Genomic DNA, 16,405 nt, shown 5'->3' on the forward strand with positions numbered 1-16,405 from the left:
GCCCGGGCATGTCGAGATGGGACGGGCGGTGCGGGCGCGACCACCCATGACGCGCTCAGCGACCCGGGCGGCCTAGCAGGAAATCCGTGAGGGTGCGGGTGAGTTGCGGGTCCGAGGCCACGGGCCGCCCGTCCACGCTCGTCACTGGGACCGCGAGCCGCACCGAGGACGTGAGCCACACGGCGCTCGCTGCGAAGAGGTCCTCGGGGTACAGCGGTCCGTAGTCCACGGCCCAGCCGCGCTCGCGGGCGGCGTCGAAGATCCTGGCTTGCGAGGTCCCCGGCAGGACCCCGCGGGACGGTTCGGGCGTGAGCAGGGTGGGCGCAGCGCCGTCGTCGTGCCGTGCACACACCACCGAGGACGTGGCGCCCTCCAGGATCCTGTGGTCCGTGGAGGTCATGAACACGGCGTCCTGCGCGCCGTGGGCGTGGGCGTAGCGCACCGCGGCCATGTTGACCGCGTAGGACAGGGTCTTGACCCCCGGGAGCAGCCACGGCAACCCGGTGTCCTCCGCGGGGTCGTGGCCGCGCTCGAGCAACACCACGGACACCCCCGTGCGCCGGGCGGCGAACGTCCGCTTGGGGACGGGCGCGACCGTGAGCCACGCCCACGGCTGGTCACCGGGGACACCGCGGCTGATGCTCAACTTGACCGTGTGCTCCGCCCCGAGATCGGCCAAGGGGTCGCGGGCGCCGGGACCGGCCGCCGCGAGCGCCGTCGTCAGGGCCTCACGCCACACATCCGCGGACGGTGCGGGCAATTGGGCGGTTCCCGCGGAATGCCCCAGCCTGACCAGGTGGGCGTCGAGCTTGTACGCGGTGCCGTCCAGGACGTGGAGGGTCTCGAAGACGCCGTCCCCGCGGGTGAGCCCCTGGTCCTCGAGGCTCACGTGGGCCTCATGCGGGTCCACGAGCCGCGGCGGGGCACCGATCGGGGAGATCAGCACGGCCGCGGCGGGTCCGGGTGCTGCGGGGGACGGAGCGGGTGTCCCGGCACCGGGCGACATCACGGGGTGTCCCGCTGTTCCGTGCCCGGTTCCTGGGGTGAGGGTCCGGGGTGGAGGATCTCGGCGGACTCCCACACGGGGTCCTCACCGAGGTACTGCTCCTCCTGCTCCGCCCACACGTCCCAGTACTTCTCGTACGTGGCGCCGTCCCGGTCCAGGGCGCGCTGTTTGCGCTGTGAGGCGGGAAGTTCGACCCACACCGAGACGTCCAGCAACGCCCGGGCCTCGCGGTGGCACGCCCCGACGCCCTCCACGAGCACGATCTGAGCGGTGCGTGTCAGACGCGGGGTGCCGGGCTCGTTGGTCAGCCAGTCCCACGCGGTCCAGTGGGCGTCCTCCTCGCGGCGCAGCGGTTCGAGGATCTCACCGCGGTACCGTTCCATGCCCTTGAGCAGTCCGTTCCACCCAGGGTAGATGTCCTCGAGGTGGAAGCTCACGACGTCGTGCGAGCGCTCCAGCACCCGCGAGAGTTGCTCGGTCAGCGTGGTCTTGCCCGCTCCGGAACGGCCGTCGATGCCCACGATGAACGGCTTGCGCGTGGGTGGGGGCAGCAACCGTGCGAGGTTGACGCCTTCCGGGTACTGGGCGATCTCGTCGTCCTCGAAACCCTCGTCCGGGGAGATCACCGCGCGTCGATCCGATCCTCGACCCACGAGACCACGCCCGGGGTGGCGGCCGTAATCTGTTCCCACGCGGTGTCGAAGTCGTCCGAACCGCCGTACCACGGGTCGGCGATGTCGAGGTCCGCCTGTGAGTCGGCCACGGCCGGGTCGAAGCTGCGCATGAGCCGGACCTTCCGGGCGTCGTCCGTGGGCAGTCGGCGCTGCAGCTGGTCCCTGTGGGACCGGGTCATGGCGAGGATCAGGTCCGCGTCCGCGAGCTCGGCGTCCGTGATCTTGTGTGCCTGATGCTCGGGCAGTTCCAGGTGGTTCCTGTTCAGGACGGTGCGGGCGCGGGGATCCACGGGGTTGCCGTGTTCCTCGTCACTCATGCCCGCCGAGCTGACGCGGACGCGCTGCGCGAGACCGGCGTCGGTGAGCTCGGATCGCAGCAGGGCCTCGGCCATGGGCGAGCGGCAGATGTTGCCCGTGCAAACCGTGACGATGGAGAACATGACCTCCACTGTACGAAAAATCCGTTCCCCGTGAGTGGCCTCAAGGTGTCGAGGAGCCACCCCACGTCTGACGTTCGATGCCCGCGAGCAGCAGTTCCAGGCCCGCGATGTATTCCGAGCGGTCGTCGTGGTCACCGAACGAGCCCAGCATGGCACGCACCACAGGGAGCATCCCCGGCCCCGAATGGCCCGCCCGTTCCAGCTTTTCGTGCACCTGCCGGGCGGATTCCTCCGCGGCGGGCCGGTTGTGACGGTGGGCGATTCCCGCGCCCGTTCCGAACGCGTAGTTGGCCACGGCGAGGGATGCGTAGAACCGCTGTTCGGCGTCGAGCTCCATGCGCTGCAGCAACTGTCCCGCGCACTCCCACGTGCGCAACGCGTTCTCCTCGCTGCGGGCGGTACTGAGCAGCTGCCCGGCGAGCCACGGGTGCTCGCGCATCTGGGAGAACAAGCACAGGCACAGGCACCGCAGTTCCTCGAGGGCCTGCGCCGTGGCCGCGCTCGTACGGGGATCCGCCCTGGGTGCCGGGAAGGCCTCGAACTCCTCCGGCCCCGGCTCGCCGTCCCCGCACAGCGCGTGGAACTGGCCCAGCGCGCGGCCCAGGACCTCGCTCGTGACCAGGGCCATGAGGTCGTCCTTGCCGGTGGTGTACCAGTAGAGACTCGCCACGCCGCTGTTGAGCTCGGTCGCGAGCCCGCGCAGGGTCAGGCGCCGCGACCCCTCGCGGTCCAGTACCGCGATCGAGGTGTCCACGATCGTCTCCAGGGACAGCGACGCACGACGCTGCTGGGTCCCCTTCCCGCTCGCCCCGCCCGTGCCGGGGGCGCCGGGCGCGTGCTCGCGCGCGGCGTCGTCGGGCCCGTCTCCCGATGGGCTCATGGGCCGGGGCCGGGAATCGGGATCCGGATCGGGGGATCGTGGTGGGCCGTCGTTCATGCGCACCAACGTACGCAGCGTGGCCGTGCGGGACCAAACGGTGTCCCGGTACGCGAACGCGGGGTGCGCGTCCCATGACGTGCACCCCGCGTTCGGGAGGGGGGCCCGGTTCAGCGGGCCATCGGTGTCACTGGTCGTTGCGGTGCTTCGGCGTGGTCTGTTCCCACGGGGCCTCGCCCTCGGGGGTGCCGTCCGCGATGTCGTCGGCGGCCGAGGAGACCCACGCCGACTTGTACGCGAAGTCGGTCTCATCCCCGTTCTCATCCGTCTGGCGATACCACTCGGTGATCGCCGGATCGTGGGAGTCGAATGTGTTGCCCGCGGCGCGGTGACCCTCGGCGTGCTCCACCTGCAGGGCGAAGTTGTCGCCGTGCTCGGCGAGACCCGCGGACACGGCCTTCTCCACGGCGGACACCGCGAAGCGGGTGCGCAGGGTGGCCGGGTCGTTGCGCAGGTCCCGGTAGAGGGCGACCATCATCACGGCCATGATGACCGCGAACGGCAGCGCGGAGACGATCACGAGGTTCTGCATGCCGGCCAGGGCGTCGTCGCCACCCACGAGGAGCATCACGATCGCGATGCCCGCGAGGCACGCACCCCAGAAGATCACGATCCACTTGCTGGGGCTGGGCCGCCCGCGCTGGGTCATGGTGCCCATGACCACGGACGCGGAGTCCGCGCTGGTCACGAAGAAGATGCCGATCACGATCATGCCTAGCACCGAGGTGACACCGGTCAGCGGAAGCTGGTCGAACAGTGCGAACAGCATGGACTCGGCGCCGTCCGCCACGGAGAGGTCCGCGCCGTTCTTGGAGAAGTACATTGCGGCGCCGCCGAAGACGATGAACCACAGGATGCACACGGAGGCCGGGACCACGAGGACCACGGTCACGAACTGGCGGATGGAACGCCCGCGCGAGATCTTGGCGATGAACATGCCCACGAACGGGGACCAGGAAAGCCACCACGCCCAGTAGTACACGGTCCAGGTGTTGGAGAACTCGGCGCTGTCAGGACCCCACGCGGCCGACTGTCCGGTCATGAAGAGGTACTCGGAGATGTAGGTGGAGAACGTGGAGGGGATCAGCGTGAGCAGGAAGACGGTGGGGCCCACGAAGAACACGAACAGCGCGAGCACGAAGGCCAGCGTCAGGTTGATGTTCGAGAGGTAACGGATACCCCGGGAGACCCCGGACACGGCCGATATGACAAAGCACACGGACAGCGCGGCGATGATCCCGATTAGGGCGTTGTTGCCCAGCGGGCCGACCCCGCCCAAGATCGTGATGCCCGAACCGATCTGCATGGCGCCCACGCCGAGCGAGGCGGCGGTGCCGAAGAGGGTTGCGAAGATCGCGAAGACGTCGATGAGCTTGCCCAGGGGCCCGTCCACGCGCTTGTGGCCGAGCAACGAGGTGAACACCCGCGAGATCAGGGGTGCGCGGCCGCGGCGGTAGGCGCCGTAGGCCACGGAGACACCGACGACGGCGTAGATCGCCCACGGGTTCAGGGCCCAGTGGAACGCGGACTGCGCCAGGGAGTAGACCACCATGGAGTCCTGGCCCGGCTCGGAGACGTGCGAGAAGCCGGGGATGCCGCCCTCGAAGTAGGACATGGGCTCGAACGCCCCGTAGAACATCAGGCCGATGCCCATGCCCGCGGCGAAGAGCATCGCGAGCCACGAGAAGAACGAGTACTCGGGTTCCTCGTCGTCACGGCCGAGCTTGATCCGCCCGGTGCGCGTGAAACCGATGAACAGCATGAACAGCACCGCCGCGGTGGACAACAGGATGAAGAACCACCCCGTGTTGGCTGTGACCCACGCGAGCGCGGTGCTCGACACGCTCGTGAGGCTGTCGGTGTCCAGGATGCCCCACAGGATGAAGCCCACGATCAGCAGGGCGGTGATGATGAAGACGGCCTTGTCGGTGCCGAAGCGCACCTTGCGGTCCTCCACGCCCACACCGGGGACGAGCGCGGGGTGGATGCCGTGCGGGTAGGTGAGCTCGTCAATGATCTGACGGGACCTGCTGCGCGCGGTCGACCCCTGGGTGGTGTGGTCTTCGGGCGGGGTGGACGATGGGTCTCGTTTCGTGGAATGCGGTGGCGTGCTCAAGACAGTTCTCCTGACTGCGGCGGTGGGTGATCGGTGAGCTCGTGTGGTGTGGTGGCGCTCCTGGAGGGGTCGGGGGCAGTGCGGGCCCGGCATGTTTCGCCCTGGGCGTACAAACCCCTCAGTGTAACGCGGCTAAGTGTCCACCCCCGAATTGCTGTGGAATTCCCGGCAGCTCGGGCGAGACGCGGTGTGCAGATACTTGAGCCGTTGCGACTCAACTTAGGTTGACAAGAGTAGCTCAAGGTGTAAACTTGAGTCTCGAAAGCTCAAGTCTTGAAGGTTCACGGACGGGCCGCATCGGTGCCCGTCCCGGACCGCATCGGAACAACGAAGGGATAGAACATGTCTCGTGCAGTAGGAATCGACCTCGGTACCACTAACTCCGTGGTATCCGTACTGGAAGGCGGCGAGCCCGTCGTCATTGCGAACGCCGAGGGCAATCGCACCACCCCGTCCGTTGTCGCCTTCTCCAAGGACGGCGAGACCCTCGTGGGCGACGTGGCCAAGCGCCAGGCCGTGACCAACGTGGACCGCACCGTGGCCTCCGTGAAGCGCCACATGGGCACGGACTGGACCACCGAGATCGATGGCAAGAAGTACACCCCGCAGGAGATCTCCGCCCGTACGCTCATGAAGCTCAAGGCGGACGCCGAGTCCTACCTGGGCGACACGGTCACGGATGCCGTGATCACTGTTCCCGCGTACTTCAACGACGCCGAGCGCCAGGCCACCAAGGAGGCCGGTGAGATCGCCGGCATGAACGTGCTGCGCATCGTCAACGAGCCCACCGCCGCGGCCCTGGCATACGGTCTGGAGAAGGGCAAGGAGGACGAGCTCATCCTGGTCTTCGACCTCGGTGGCGGCACGTTCGACGTCTCCCTGCTGGAGGTCGGCAAGGACGAGGACGACTTCTCCACCATCCAGGTCCGCGCCACCGCCGGTGACAACCGCCTCGGTGGCGACGACTGGGACCAGCGCATCGTGGACTGGCTGCTGGAGCAGGTGAAGTCCAAGACCGGTGCGGACCTGTCCAAGGACAAGATCGCCCTGCAGCGCTTGAAGGAGGCGGCCGAGCAGGCCAAGAAGGAACTGTCCTCCGCGTCCTCCACGACCATCTCCCTGCAGTATCTGTCCGTGACCCCCGAGGGCCCCGTGCACCTGGACGAGAAGCTCTCCCGTGCCAAGTTCGAGGACCTCACCAAGGACCTGCTGGCCCGCACCGAGAAGCCGTTCAAGGACGTCATCTCCGAGGCCGGGATCAACGTCTCCGACATCGATCACGTGGTGCTCGTGGGTGGTTCCACCCGTATGCCCGCCGTGGTCGAGAAGGTCACCGAGCTCGCGGGTAAGGCCCCCAACAAGGGCGTGAACCCGGACGAGGTCGTGGCCATCGGCGCCGCGATCCAGGCCGGTGTGCTCAAGGGCGACCGCAAGGACGTGCTGCTGATCGACGTGACCCCGCTGTCGCTGGGCATCGAGACCAAGGGCGGCGTGATGACCAAGCTCATCGAGCGCAACACGGCCATCCCCACCAAGCGGTCCGAGACCTTCACCACCGCGGAGGACAACCAGCCGTCCGTGTCCATCCAGGTCTTCCAGGGCGAGCGCGAGTTCACCCGGGACAACAAGAACCTGGGCACGTTCGAGCTCACGGGCATCGCCCCGGCCCCGCGCGGCATGCCGCAGATCGAGGTCACGTTCGACATCGACGCGAACGGCATCGTGCACGTGTCCGCCAAGGACAAGGGCACGGGCAAGGAACAGTCCATGACCATCACGGGCGGTACCTCGCTGTCCAAGGAGGACATCGACCGCATGGTCAAGGACGCCGAGGCGAACGCCGACGCGGACAAGCAGCGCCGTGAGGCCGCCGACCGTCGCAACAACGCGGAACAGCAGGCGTACTCCGTGGAGAAGCTGCTCAACGACGACGAGGGCAAGATCCCCGAGGACGTCAAGACCGAGGTCCAGGCCGACGTCGACGCCGTGAAGTCCGCCCTCGAGGGCGACGACGACGACGCCGTGAAGACCGCGTTCGAGAAGTTGCAGGCCTCCCAGACCAAGATCGGTGAGGCGCTGTACGCCCAGGCCCAGAGCGAGGGTGCCGCCGGTGCCCAGCCGGGCGCCGAGGGCGCTCAGGGTGCGCAGGCCAAGGACGACGACGACATCGTCGACGCCGAGGTCGTGGACGACGAAGACGGTAAGAACGGGAGGAAGTGAGCATGAGCGATTCCGAGAACACCAAGGGTCACGGCGAGTCCGTGCCGGAGGACCCGGATCATTCAGCTCAGGACTCCACCGGCACCGAGCGTTCCGAGGGCGGTGAGGGGCTGACCGTGGACGACATCCTGGACACCCCTCAGTCCCAGGACGCCCAGGCCGGGGACACGCAGGCCGCGGACGCGGCGTCGTCGCAGGACGACGCCGCCCCGGCGGGCGAGTCCGCCGCGCAGAAGCTCGCGGACGAGCGCCTCGAGGACCTGCGTCGGCTGCAGGCGGAGTTCGTGAACTTCAAGAACCGCACCGCGCGGGAGAAGGATCAGCTGCGGGACTTCGTCTCCGGCGAGATGATCACCGCGCTGCTGCCGGTCCTGGACGACGTCGACGCCGCCCGCAAGGCGGGGGACCTCGAGGAGGGCCCGTTCGCGGCGATCGCCGCGAAGCTTGAGGAGGCCCTCACCAAGAAGGGGCTCACGCGGATCGGCGAGGTGGGTGAGGTCTTCGACCCGAACATCCACGAGGCCGTTCTGCAGCAGCCCACGCAGGACGTGGCACCGGATCATGTGTCCATGGTGCTGCGCTCGGGCTTCAAAGTGGGCAACAAGGTCGTCCGAGCGGCCCAGGTGGCCGTGGCGACGCAGCCGTAGCGACACCATGAACTCGGGGCGGGTCCACATGACGGGACCCGCCCCGAGCCGTATCACAGCACATCGAAGAGAAAGGAGGCGTCATGGCCAGTCAGGACTGGATTGACAAGGACTTCTACAGCGTCCTGGGCGTCTCCAAGGACGCATCCCAAGCCGACGTCAAGAAGGCGTACCGCAAGCTGGCCCGCAAGTACCACCCGGACCAGAACCCCGGGGATGCGGCTGCGGAGAAACGGTTCAAGGACATCACCGAGGCGAACTCGGTGCTCTCGGACCCCGAGGAGCGTGAGCAGTACGACGCGATCCGGGCCATGGGCTCCGGCGCGCGCTTCACGGCTGGCGGTCCGGGGGGTGCCGGCGGCGCCGGCGGAGCGGGCTTCGAGGACATCTTCGGAGACATCTTCAACGGCGGTGGCGGCCGACGGCGCTACACCACCTCCAGCGGCGGTGGCCGCGGTTTCGAGGACATCTTCGCCCAGTTCGGCGGGGGCCAGGGCGGCGGCTTCGGCGGCCAGTCCGGGTTCGGCGCTCAGGGTGGCTTCAGCGGCTACCAGGCCCCGCCCGCCAAGGGCGAGGACATCCACACGACCACCACCATCCCGCTGCGCTCGGCGTACAACGGCACCACGGTGAAGCTGCGCCGAGGCAACGGTCAGACCACCACGGTGCGCGTGCCCAAGGGTGTCAAGGACGGTCAGCGGCTGAAGATCGCGGGCAAGGGCCACACCGGCCCGGGCGGCAACGGGGACCTCTTCGTGACCGTCAAGGTCAAGGAGCACCCGTTCTTCACCCGCGAGGGCCAGGACGTGCACGTGGACATCCCGGTGACCGCTGCGGAGGCCGGACTCGGGACCACCGTGCAGGTGCCCACGCTGGACGAGGGCCATGTGACCGTGCGGGTCCCCGCGGGGACGTCATCCGGGCACCGGATGCGTGTCAAGGGCAAGGGCTTCACGTCCGGGTCCACCACGGGCAACATGATCGTAACGGTGCAGATCCAGTTCCCGGCAGATCTGGACGATGCCGCACGGGAAGCACTGCAGGAGTTCGCGCGGGCCACCGAGGACTTCGACCCCCGGGCGAACCTGAGCGAGGAGGCGGCGCTCTGACATGGCCATCGACTTCACCCAGCCAGTGTTCGTGATCTCGGTGGCCGCGGAGCTCGCGGACATGCACCCCCAGACCCTGCGCCAGTACGACCGCATGGGTCTCGTGACCCCGTCCCGGGCCTCCGGGCGGGCCCGCCGGTACTCCCAGCTGGACGTGCAGAAACTGCGTCAGATCCAGGAGTTCTCCCAGGAGGGCGTGTCCCTCGAAGGGATCAAGCGCATCATCCAGCTCGAGAACCAGGTGCAGGCGCTGCAGACCCGGGTCACGGAACTGTCCGAGGAACTCGAACGGGAGCGCCGGGCGCGGCAGGAGCGGGACATGATCTTTACCGCCGGTTCCGCCGGGGATGTGGTGCGTATGGCCCGTGGCACCCGGCGCTCACCCCGCAAAGTGTCCCAGGCGCTCATGCTCTACCGCCCGGCCAAGCCCGAGGCTGCGGCCACCGGCCGGGACGCCATACTGGGCCGGGATACGGCCCCGGGCCGGGACGCGGCGTCCGCGCGGCGGGATGCGACGTCGTCGTCGACCACGAAGCGGCGCGGCTCGCAGAAGTAGACGACCCGCGAACGGCGAGATCCCCGCGGCTCCTCTCGGGAGGGGCCGCAGGGATCTCGTCACCCGGGGGTACCGCGAAGGACTACTCCTGGATCGTGTTGCCGTCGAAGAAGTCGTCCGTGGTGGCATTGGGGTGCTTGGCCAGCGGGGTCACCTTGACGTCCATGTACGCGAACATGGGGAACCCTGACAGGACGGTCTGCAGCTCGTCGTTGTCCTCGACGTCGTAGATCGAGTAGTTGGCGTACTCGCCCACCACGCGCCAGATGCCCTTCAAGACACCCGTGCGCTGGAGTTCACCGGAGTAGGCCTTCTCGCGGTGCTGGTAATCAGCCTTGGTCTCGTCGGTCATCGATTCCGGGAAGACCACGTCCATGCGGGCCAGGAACAACATGCGGGGCTACTTTCTCTCGGGGTCCGTGGAGGGTGCGTCGGGTTCCACCCTAGGCGCTGCCGCGCGCTCGCCGGGGTGTACGACGTCGTGCGAATCGGTGAACTCGCCCGTCTCGTAGTCGTAGGCCACGGGGTTGCCGTCCTCGTCCGTGCGCCGGTACCACTCGGTGACCTCCGGGGCGCTCGAGTCGAAGTCCGCGCCCGCCGCCCACTTGCTGTCCGGGGCGCGTTCCACCGAGAACGTGAAGTCGTCCCCGTACTCGTCGATGCCGTGGCGTACGGACTTGTCCACCGCCCAGCGCGAGTACTGCTCGCGGATGACCATGGGGTCCCGGCGCAGGTCCTTGTGGAAGGCCACGGCCATGGCGAACATGATCAGCGTGAACGGCAGGGCCGTGACGGTGATCAGGTTCTGCAGACCCGTGAGTGCGTTCTGTCCGCCGATCAACAACATCACCACGGCGATCCCGGCCATGCACAGTCCCCAGAACACGGTGATCCGCCGCTTGGGGTTCGGGTTGCCCCGCTGGGACATCTGGGACGTCACCACGGAGGCGGAGTCCGCGGTGGTGATGAAGAAGATGGCCAGCATGAGCACCACGATTCCCGCCATGATGCCGGCCGCGGGCATGCCGTCCAGGACGGTGAAGAAGATCTCTTCCGGGGCCGGCAGGGTCTGCGCGGTGCCGTCCGGGGCGACCGCGTGGTCCTGCATCTGCTGGTGGATGGCGGTCCCGCCAAGCACCGTGAAGGCCATCACCACGATGGACGAGGGGATGAACAGCACCCCCAGGATGAACTGGCGGATGGTGCGGCCCCGGGAGATCTTGGCCACGAAGACCCCCACGAAGGGTGCCCAGGAGACCCACCAGGCCCAGTAGAACGTGGTCCACGAGGACAGGAACGCCTGCATCTCGGGGCCGTCCGACATGGACGCGGACAGCATGGTGGGCAGCTCGGCGAAGTACGTGACGATCACGGAGGGCACGAAGTTGAGCAGGAACGTGGTGGGTCCCAGGACGAAGAAGAACAGTGCCAGACCCACGGCGAGGACCATGTTGATGTTGGACAACCATCGGATCCCGCGGGCCACGCCCGAGACCGCCGAGGCGATGAACCCCGCGGTGAGCACCGCGATGATGACGACCGCCGCGGCGTTGCCCGAGGGGCCCAGACCCGTGAAGATCTCCACACCGCGCCCGATCTGCAGGGCACCGATGCCCAGGGACGCCGCGGTGCCGAACAGGGTGGCCAGGATCGCCAGGATGTCGATGATCCGGCCGGCCAGGTTGTCGGTGTTGCCGTTGTGGAAGAACGGTGCGAACACGGAACTCATGAGTGGAACGCGTCCGCGCCGGTAGGACGTGTAGGCCACCGCCACGCCCACGAGACCGTAGATGGCCCACGCGTTGAGCCCCCAGTGCAGCGCGGCCTGCGCGGAGGCCTTCTTCATGGCGTCCACCGTGCCGGGGTCCGCGGAACCCGGGCGCGGGGACAGGAAGTAGGTCATGGGCTCGAAAGGGCCGAAGAAGATGATCCCGATCCCGATCCCCGCCGCGAACAGCATGGCCGCCCACGACGCCGTGGAGTACTCGGGCCGGTCCCCGTCCAGGCCCAGCGGGATCCGCCCGTAGCGGGACACCGCGATGTACAGCAGGTAGAGCAACAGCCCGATCGCCAGGACGTTGAACGCCCACCCCATGTTGAGCATCGTCCAGTTCAGCGCCGCACCGGACACGGCCGTGAGTGACGCGGTGTCCACGACACCCCACCCGATGAACGCGACGATCAACCCGCCGGCCACGCCCACCACGATCTTGTCGATTCCGTAGCGCACCTTCTGGTCCTCCACGGACACGCCCGGCACCACGGCCGGGTGGATGTTGTGGGGGTAGTTGATCTCGTCGAGGAACGAGCGCGTGGCGTCCTTGCGGTTCGCCGGTTTGCGGGCGCCCCCGCGTGGCGAGGGCTCGGGCTCCGCGTCCGACGGGTGGGACGGTCGTGTACTAGAGGACACCGGGACTCCTGCGGGTCGGTCGGTCAGGGACCTTCCCACAGTAGGCCCCCGGACCGGTTCGCCCCGGGTCTGGCTAACGACGGCGGTAGGTCAGGTCCCGCGGGATCCGCCCGGCTTCCGTGGCTTTGCGTTCGAAACTCGTGAGGATCCGGCCCTCCCAGCGCGGGGCCCACCCGGCGTCCGGGTGCTCGTCGTCCGCGAGCGGACCCGGATGCACGTTCTCGAAGTCCGCGTCCGCGCCGTCCAGGACCTCGCGCATCACCACCGCGTACTCCTGCCAGTCCGTGGCCAACCGCCACAGTCCACCCGGTTCCAGGACGCGGGCGGCCAGTTCGGCGAAACCGGGGGAGACCAGGCGCCGCTTGTGGTGGCGGGTCTTGTGCCACGGGTCCGGGAAGAAGACCCACAGTTCGTGCACGGAACCGGGTTCCAGCATGTGCTCGAGCACCTCGGGGGCGTTGGCCTGCGCCACGCGCACATTGGTCACGCCGGCCTGGGCGGCCTTCATGAGTAGATCCGCCACACCGGGCTTGTAGACCTCCACGGCCAGGTGGTCCAGCTCTGGGTGGGCCGCCGCATGGGCCACGATGGCCTCGCCCAGGCCCGAGCCCACCTCCACGACGACCGGTGCCACACGGCCGAACACGGCCTCCCTGTCCAGTCGGTAGGCCGGATCCACGGAGGTGTCGGTCATGACGCGGGGGATGTCCAGGACCCACTCGTCCGCATGCTCGCCCCACGCCTTCTGGCGCTTGGGGGACAACCGGTCACCGCGGCGCACAAACGAGTACGGCTGCCGCGGGAACGCCACGCCCGCGGGGGCACCGCCGGTCGCCGCGGCGGGACCCGTCGGAGCGCCGGCGTTAGTCGGTGCGCCGTCGTTCGTCGGGGTGGCATCGGCATCGGTGTGCTCGGATGACGACGGCGCGGCACCGGCCGCACGGGCCTCGGCGGGCTGTTCGGTGCGGTGTTCGGGGGCCGGGGACGCCTCCGGGGCGCTGCCCGGGGAGTCCGGGAGGGCCGCGTCGTGCGCGGACGTGTCAGGGGTGCGATCGCTGGATTCCATCGTGGATCATCCTAGGCGCGGGGGGCGTTACAGGAGGGGATCGGGTGACCCGCGGCACCTACTATTTGAACAACCCGCCCACCCCTCAGCGCCCAGGCGCGTGCCAGGAGAGCCCGCATGACCCAGAACCCCGCGTTCCCCGAGCCCGGTCGCAGCAGACTGGGATTGAGCCCGCGCCTGGACTGGATCGTGCTCGTGGGCGCCCTGGGCATCCTCTCCGCCGTGAGCCCGCTGGCCACGGACATGTACCTCGCGTCCATGCCGGAGATGGGCGAGTGGTTCGGCTCCCCGGCCAGCATGATCCAGCTGACCCTCACCGCGTACATGGTGGGCATGGCGCTGGGGCAATTCCTGCTGGGCCCGCTCTCGGACGTGCTGGGGCGGCACAGACTCATGGTCACGGGGAACCTGATCTTCCTGCTCGCGTCCGTGGGGATCATCGTGGCCCCGGACATCCACTGGGTGCTCGCCCTGCGGTTCGTGCAGGGTCTCGCCGGGGCGGCGGGCGTGGTGATCGCCCGGGCCGTGGTCTCGGACATCGCCCACGGCCACCGCGCGGCCCAGCTGTACTCGGTGCTCGCACTCATCACGTCCCTGGCACCCGTGGTCGCACCGCTCGCGGGCGGTGTGATCGCGACCGTGGCCGACTGGCGCGTGGTGTTCTGGGTGCTCGCGATCTTCGGGGCCGTGATGCTCGCGTGCTCCGTGTTCATCGTGCCGGAGACCCTCCCGCCGGGGCAACGCTCGCGGGGCGGGCTGGGGCGCATCCTGCGCAACGCCCGGCAGATGATCAGTGATCGGCACTTCACGCTCTACGCCCTGAGCTTCGCCTTCGCGTTCGGTGCGCTGTTCTCCTACATCTCCGCGTCCTCGTTCGTGATCCAGAACGTGCTGGGCTTCAGCGCCCTGGTCTACTCCGTGATCTTCGCGATCAACGCGTGCGGTTCGATCACCATGGGAGTGGTCAACACCAAGCTCGTGGGCAGTCGGGACCCCTCCTTCCTGTTGCTCGTGGGGGTCACGGGACTCGCAACCTTCTCCGTGCTCAACATGGTCCTGGTGGTGCTGGGCGTGATCGGAACGATCACCCTGGTGCTGTTGTTCCTGGCCCAGTCCTGCATGGGACTCGTCCTGGGCAACGCCGTGGCCATGGCCCAGCGCCAGGCCCAACGGCTGCACCTCTCCGGCACAGGTTCTGCCGTGGTGGGCATGGCCCAGTTCATCCTGGCCGGGCTCGTCACGCCCCTCACGGGCCTCGGCGGGGAGTACACCGCGGTGCCCATGGTGCTGAGCATGGCGGCGTGCGCCATGATCTCCGTGGGGCTGGTCCTCACGGCGCGCCGGCAGGGGACGCCCGTCGGGTGAATCACCCGGCGCTGCAACGTCGTTCGTCGGGCGGACGTCCCGGCCGCGTCGTCCGGAGGGCGAATGTCCCGACCCGGCGGTGTCGCCCGTCGGGTGAATGCCCGGACCCGGCGGCGTCGTCCCGCGAGCCGTGCGACATGGCCCCCGCTCCGCGCGCCGACGGGCCCGGAACCGCGCGGGATGTGGTTCACTGTCCGGGACAGTGACATTGTTCACACACCGTCCGTGGCATCCTGCCCCAGTTGAACGAGAGACACCTTCATGCTCGATTCGCTCCAATCCATTCTCGACACGATCGGCGGGTTCGTGTGGGGGCCGTTCCTCCTGATCCCGCTGCTGCTCGGAACGGGCATCTACCTGACCATCCGGCTGTCCGGACTGCAGATCACCAAGTTGATCCCCGCACTGCGCCTCGCGTTGTTCGAACGCAAGGACAAGGACGCCCCCGGCGGTGACGTCTCCCAGTTCCAGGCATTGACCACGGCGCTCGCCGCGACCGTGGGTACCGGCAACATCGTGGGCGTGGCCACGGCCATCTCGATCGGCGGCCCCGGCGCCCTGTTCTGGATGTGGGTCACGGGCGTGCTGGGCATGGCGTCCAAGTACTCGGAGGCCTTCCTGGGCGTGCGGTTCCGCACCCGAGACGCCAAGGGCGAGATCTCCGGCGGTCCGCAGTACTACCTGTTCCGCGGGATCCCCAACGGTTTCGGCAAGTTCCTCTCCCTGTTCTTCGCGATCGCCGCGGTGCTCGCGTCCTTCGGGATCGGCAACATGACCCAGGGCAACTCCATCTCCGCGAACGTGGAGTCCTCCTTCGGTGTGCCCGTGTGGGTCACGGGCCTCGTGCTCGCGGCGCTGACGCTGCTCGTGCTCGTGGGCGGGATCAAGTCCATCGGCAAGGTCACCGCCGCGCTCGTGCCTATCATGATTGTCTTCTACGTCCTGGGCGCGCTCTACATCCTGGCGGTCAACATCGAGTCCGTTCCCGCGGCGTTCGGGAGCATCTTCAGCACGGCCTTCACGGGGCACTCCGCGGTGGGCGGCTTCGCCGGATCCGCGATCATCCTGGTGGTGCAGATGGGTGTGGCCCGCGGCATCTTCTCCAACGAGTCCGGCATGGGGTCCGCGGCCATCGCCGCAGCGGCCGCGCAGACCACTCACCCCGTCCGTCAGGGTCTGGTGTCCATGACCCAGACGTTCATCGACACCATCATCGTGGTGACCTGCACGGGCCTCGTGATCGTGACCACCGGCGTGTGGGACCAGGGCAAGGACTTCGCGGCCACCATGACCGGGGACGCCTTCAGCCATGGGCTGCCCGGCGGGTGGGGCCACCTGATCGTGACCCTGGGCCTGATCCTCTTCGCGTACTCCACGATCCTGGGCTGGGCCTACTACGGCGAGCGCTGCATGGAGCGCCTGTTCGGCCGCAGGTCCGTGATGCCGTACCGCGTGTTCTTCTCGCTGATCGTGTTCGTGGGCTGCAGCGTGCCGTTGGCCATCGTGTGGTCCTTCGCGGACCTCATGAACGGGCTCATGGCGCTGCCCAACCTGCTGGGTCTGCTCATCCTCTCCGGGCTGATCGCCCGCGAGACCAAGCACTACCTGCGCAACGACCCGCAGTTGCGCGCGGACAAGCTGCAGATCGACGGGTTCATGGAGGGCCGCCCCGGGGCCATCGACAGCTACGTCTCCACCGACTCCGGACGCCCGGACCGGGCGCAGCGCGTGCGTTGACCGCCGCTCCGCCCGCTCGCCGAGCTTGTCGGGGCCCTCGGTCCCGACGGCGCTGAACAGCCAGGGCCCGAAACGGCATGTGATCCGCGGATCACCTGCCGTTTCGGGCCTCAGCTGTTCCC

The 16,405-nt window shown here is 68.4% G+C and carries 14 protein-coding genes; 6 read left to right on the forward strand and 8 right to left on the reverse strand.

All coding sequences use genetic code 11. The features are described from left to right. Window positions 1-55: 55 nt before the first annotated feature. From RF637_RS00475 to RF637_RS00495, 5 genes are all read right to left on the reverse strand, one after another. A complete protein-coding gene (locus tag RF637_RS00475) occupies window positions 56-1,006 on the reverse strand; it encodes an aminotransferase class IV (protein ID WP_368844082.1) in 951 nt (316 codons plus the stop codon). Beyond that, on the reverse strand, window positions 1,006-1,632 hold the full coding sequence (locus RF637_RS00480; RefSeq protein ID WP_368843871.1) for a hypothetical protein: 627 nt from the start codon (window positions 1,630-1,632) through the stop codon (window positions 1,006-1,008). Before RF637_RS00480 ends, RF637_RS00475 begins: the two co-directional genes overlap by 1 nt. Continuing rightward, window positions 1,629-2,120 carry a low molecular weight protein-tyrosine-phosphatase gene (locus tag RF637_RS00485; RefSeq protein ID WP_144997249.1) on the reverse strand — a complete coding sequence of 164 codons (492 nt, stop codon included), beginning with the start codon at window positions 2,118-2,120 and terminating at the stop codon, window positions 1,629-1,631. The genes RF637_RS00480 and RF637_RS00485 overlap by 4 nt, the downstream gene beginning before the upstream one ends. A gap of 40 nt (window positions 2,121-2,160) precedes the next feature. Further along, window positions 2,161-3,057 carry a TetR/AcrR family transcriptional regulator gene (locus RF637_RS00490; RefSeq protein ID WP_368843872.1) on the reverse strand — a complete coding sequence of 299 codons (897 nt, stop codon included), beginning with the start codon at window positions 3,055-3,057 and terminating at the stop codon, window positions 2,161-2,163. A gap of 127 nt (window positions 3,058-3,184) precedes the next feature. After that, window positions 3,185-5,173, reverse strand: a complete 1,989-nt coding sequence (locus tag RF637_RS00495; protein ID WP_368843873.1) for a BCCT family transporter — start codon at window positions 5,171-5,173, stop codon at window positions 3,185-3,187. A 342-nt stretch (window positions 5,174-5,515) separates the two neighbouring features. Between RF637_RS00495 and dnaK the strand changes: the two genes are divergently transcribed. The 4 genes from dnaK (at window position 5,516) to RF637_RS00515 (ending at window position 9,705) form a co-directional block, all read left to right on the forward strand. After that, entirely contained in the window at window positions 5,516-7,393 is a 1,878-nt protein-coding gene (dnaK, locus tag RF637_RS00500; protein ID WP_312918328.1) for a molecular chaperone DnaK, read from the forward strand. Then, window positions 7,390-8,040 (forward strand): nucleotide exchange factor GrpE, encoded by a 651-nt coding sequence (locus RF637_RS00505; RefSeq protein ID WP_368835113.1) that lies wholly within the window; start codon window positions 7,390-7,392, stop codon window positions 8,038-8,040. Before dnaK ends, RF637_RS00505 begins: the two co-directional genes overlap by 4 nt. An 83-nt stretch (window positions 8,041-8,123) precedes the next feature. After that, complete coding sequence (locus tag RF637_RS00510) at window positions 8,124-9,149, forward strand: DnaJ C-terminal domain-containing protein (protein ID WP_368835112.1); 1,026 nt, start codon at window positions 8,124-8,126, stop codon at window positions 9,147-9,149. Window position 9,150: 1 nt separating this feature from the next. Further along, window positions 9,151-9,705: a helix-turn-helix transcriptional regulator gene (locus RF637_RS00515; protein WP_368843874.1), complete on the forward strand. Its 555-nt coding sequence runs from the start codon at window positions 9,151-9,153 to the stop codon at window positions 9,703-9,705. Between the two features lie 82 nt (window positions 9,706-9,787). Here RF637_RS00515 and catC read toward each other — a convergent pair whose 3' ends face one another. From catC to trmB, 3 genes are all read right to left on the reverse strand, one after another. Continuing rightward, window positions 9,788-10,099, reverse strand: a complete 312-nt coding sequence (catC, locus tag RF637_RS00520) for a muconolactone Delta-isomerase (RefSeq protein WP_368843875.1) — start codon at window positions 10,097-10,099, stop codon at window positions 9,788-9,790. Window positions 10,100-10,105: 6 nt separating this feature from the next. Further along, window positions 10,106-11,965 (reverse strand): BCCT family transporter, encoded by a 1,860-nt coding sequence (locus tag RF637_RS00525; RefSeq protein WP_368844083.1) that lies wholly within the window; start codon window positions 11,963-11,965, stop codon window positions 10,106-10,108. A 223-nt stretch (window positions 11,966-12,188) separates the two neighbouring features. Beyond that, the gene (gene trmB, locus RF637_RS00530; RefSeq protein WP_368843876.1) at window positions 12,189-13,181 is read right to left on the reverse strand and encodes a tRNA (guanosine(46)-N7)-methyltransferase TrmB; all 993 of its coding nucleotides are present in this window, start codon (window positions 13,179-13,181) and stop codon (window positions 12,189-12,191) included. Between the two features lie 117 nt (window positions 13,182-13,298). On the opposite strand from trmB, the gene RF637_RS00535 reads away from it, so the two are divergent. Then, window positions 13,299-14,546, forward strand: coding sequence for a multidrug effflux MFS transporter (locus RF637_RS00535; RefSeq protein ID WP_368843877.1), 1,248 nt, complete (start codon window positions 13,299-13,301; stop codon window positions 14,544-14,546). Window positions 14,547-14,807: 261 nt separating this feature from the next. Further along, window positions 14,808-16,283 (forward strand): sodium:alanine symporter family protein, encoded by a 1,476-nt coding sequence (locus RF637_RS00540; RefSeq protein WP_131332317.1) that lies wholly within the window; start codon window positions 14,808-14,810, stop codon window positions 16,281-16,283. Window positions 16,284-16,405 lie beyond the last annotated feature (122 nt).

Origin of the sequence: Kocuria sp. CPCC 204721 (assembly GCF_040980945.1) — a bacterium.
Taxonomy (GTDB): Bacteria; Actinomycetota; Actinomycetes; order Actinomycetales; family Micrococcaceae; genus Kocuria; species Kocuria marina.

Coding starts and splice junctions, on each gene's coding strand:
- RF637_RS00540 (WP_131332317.1), top strand. CDS start 14,808: ATGCTCGATTCGCTCCAATCCATTCTCGACACGATCGGCGGGTTCGTG.
- RF637_RS00490 (WP_368843872.1), bottom strand. CDS start 3,057: ATGAACGACGGCCCACCACGATCCCCCGATCCGGATCCCGATTCCCGG.
- RF637_RS00485 (WP_144997249.1), bottom strand. CDS start 2,120: ATGTTCTCCATCGTCACGGTTTGCACGGGCAACATCTGCCGCTCGCCC.
- RF637_RS00515 (WP_368843874.1), top strand. CDS start 9,151: ATGGCCATCGACTTCACCCAGCCAGTGTTCGTGATCTCGGTGGCCGCG.
- RF637_RS00510 (WP_368835112.1), top strand. CDS start 8,124: ATGGCCAGTCAGGACTGGATTGACAAGGACTTCTACAGCGTCCTGGGC.
- trmB (WP_368843876.1), bottom strand. CDS start 13,181: ATGGAATCCAGCGATCGCACCCCTGACACGTCCGCGCACGACGCGGCC.
- dnaK (WP_312918328.1), top strand. CDS start 5,516: ATGTCTCGTGCAGTAGGAATCGACCTCGGTACCACTAACTCCGTGGTA.
- RF637_RS00475 (WP_368844082.1), bottom strand. CDS start 1,006: ATGTCGCCCGGTGCCGGGACACCCGCTCCGTCCCCCGCAGCACCCGGA.
- catC (WP_368843875.1), bottom strand. CDS start 10,099: ATGTTGTTCCTGGCCCGCATGGACGTGGTCTTCCCGGAATCGATGACC.
- RF637_RS00535 (WP_368843877.1), top strand. CDS start 13,299: ATGACCCAGAACCCCGCGTTCCCCGAGCCCGGTCGCAGCAGACTGGGA.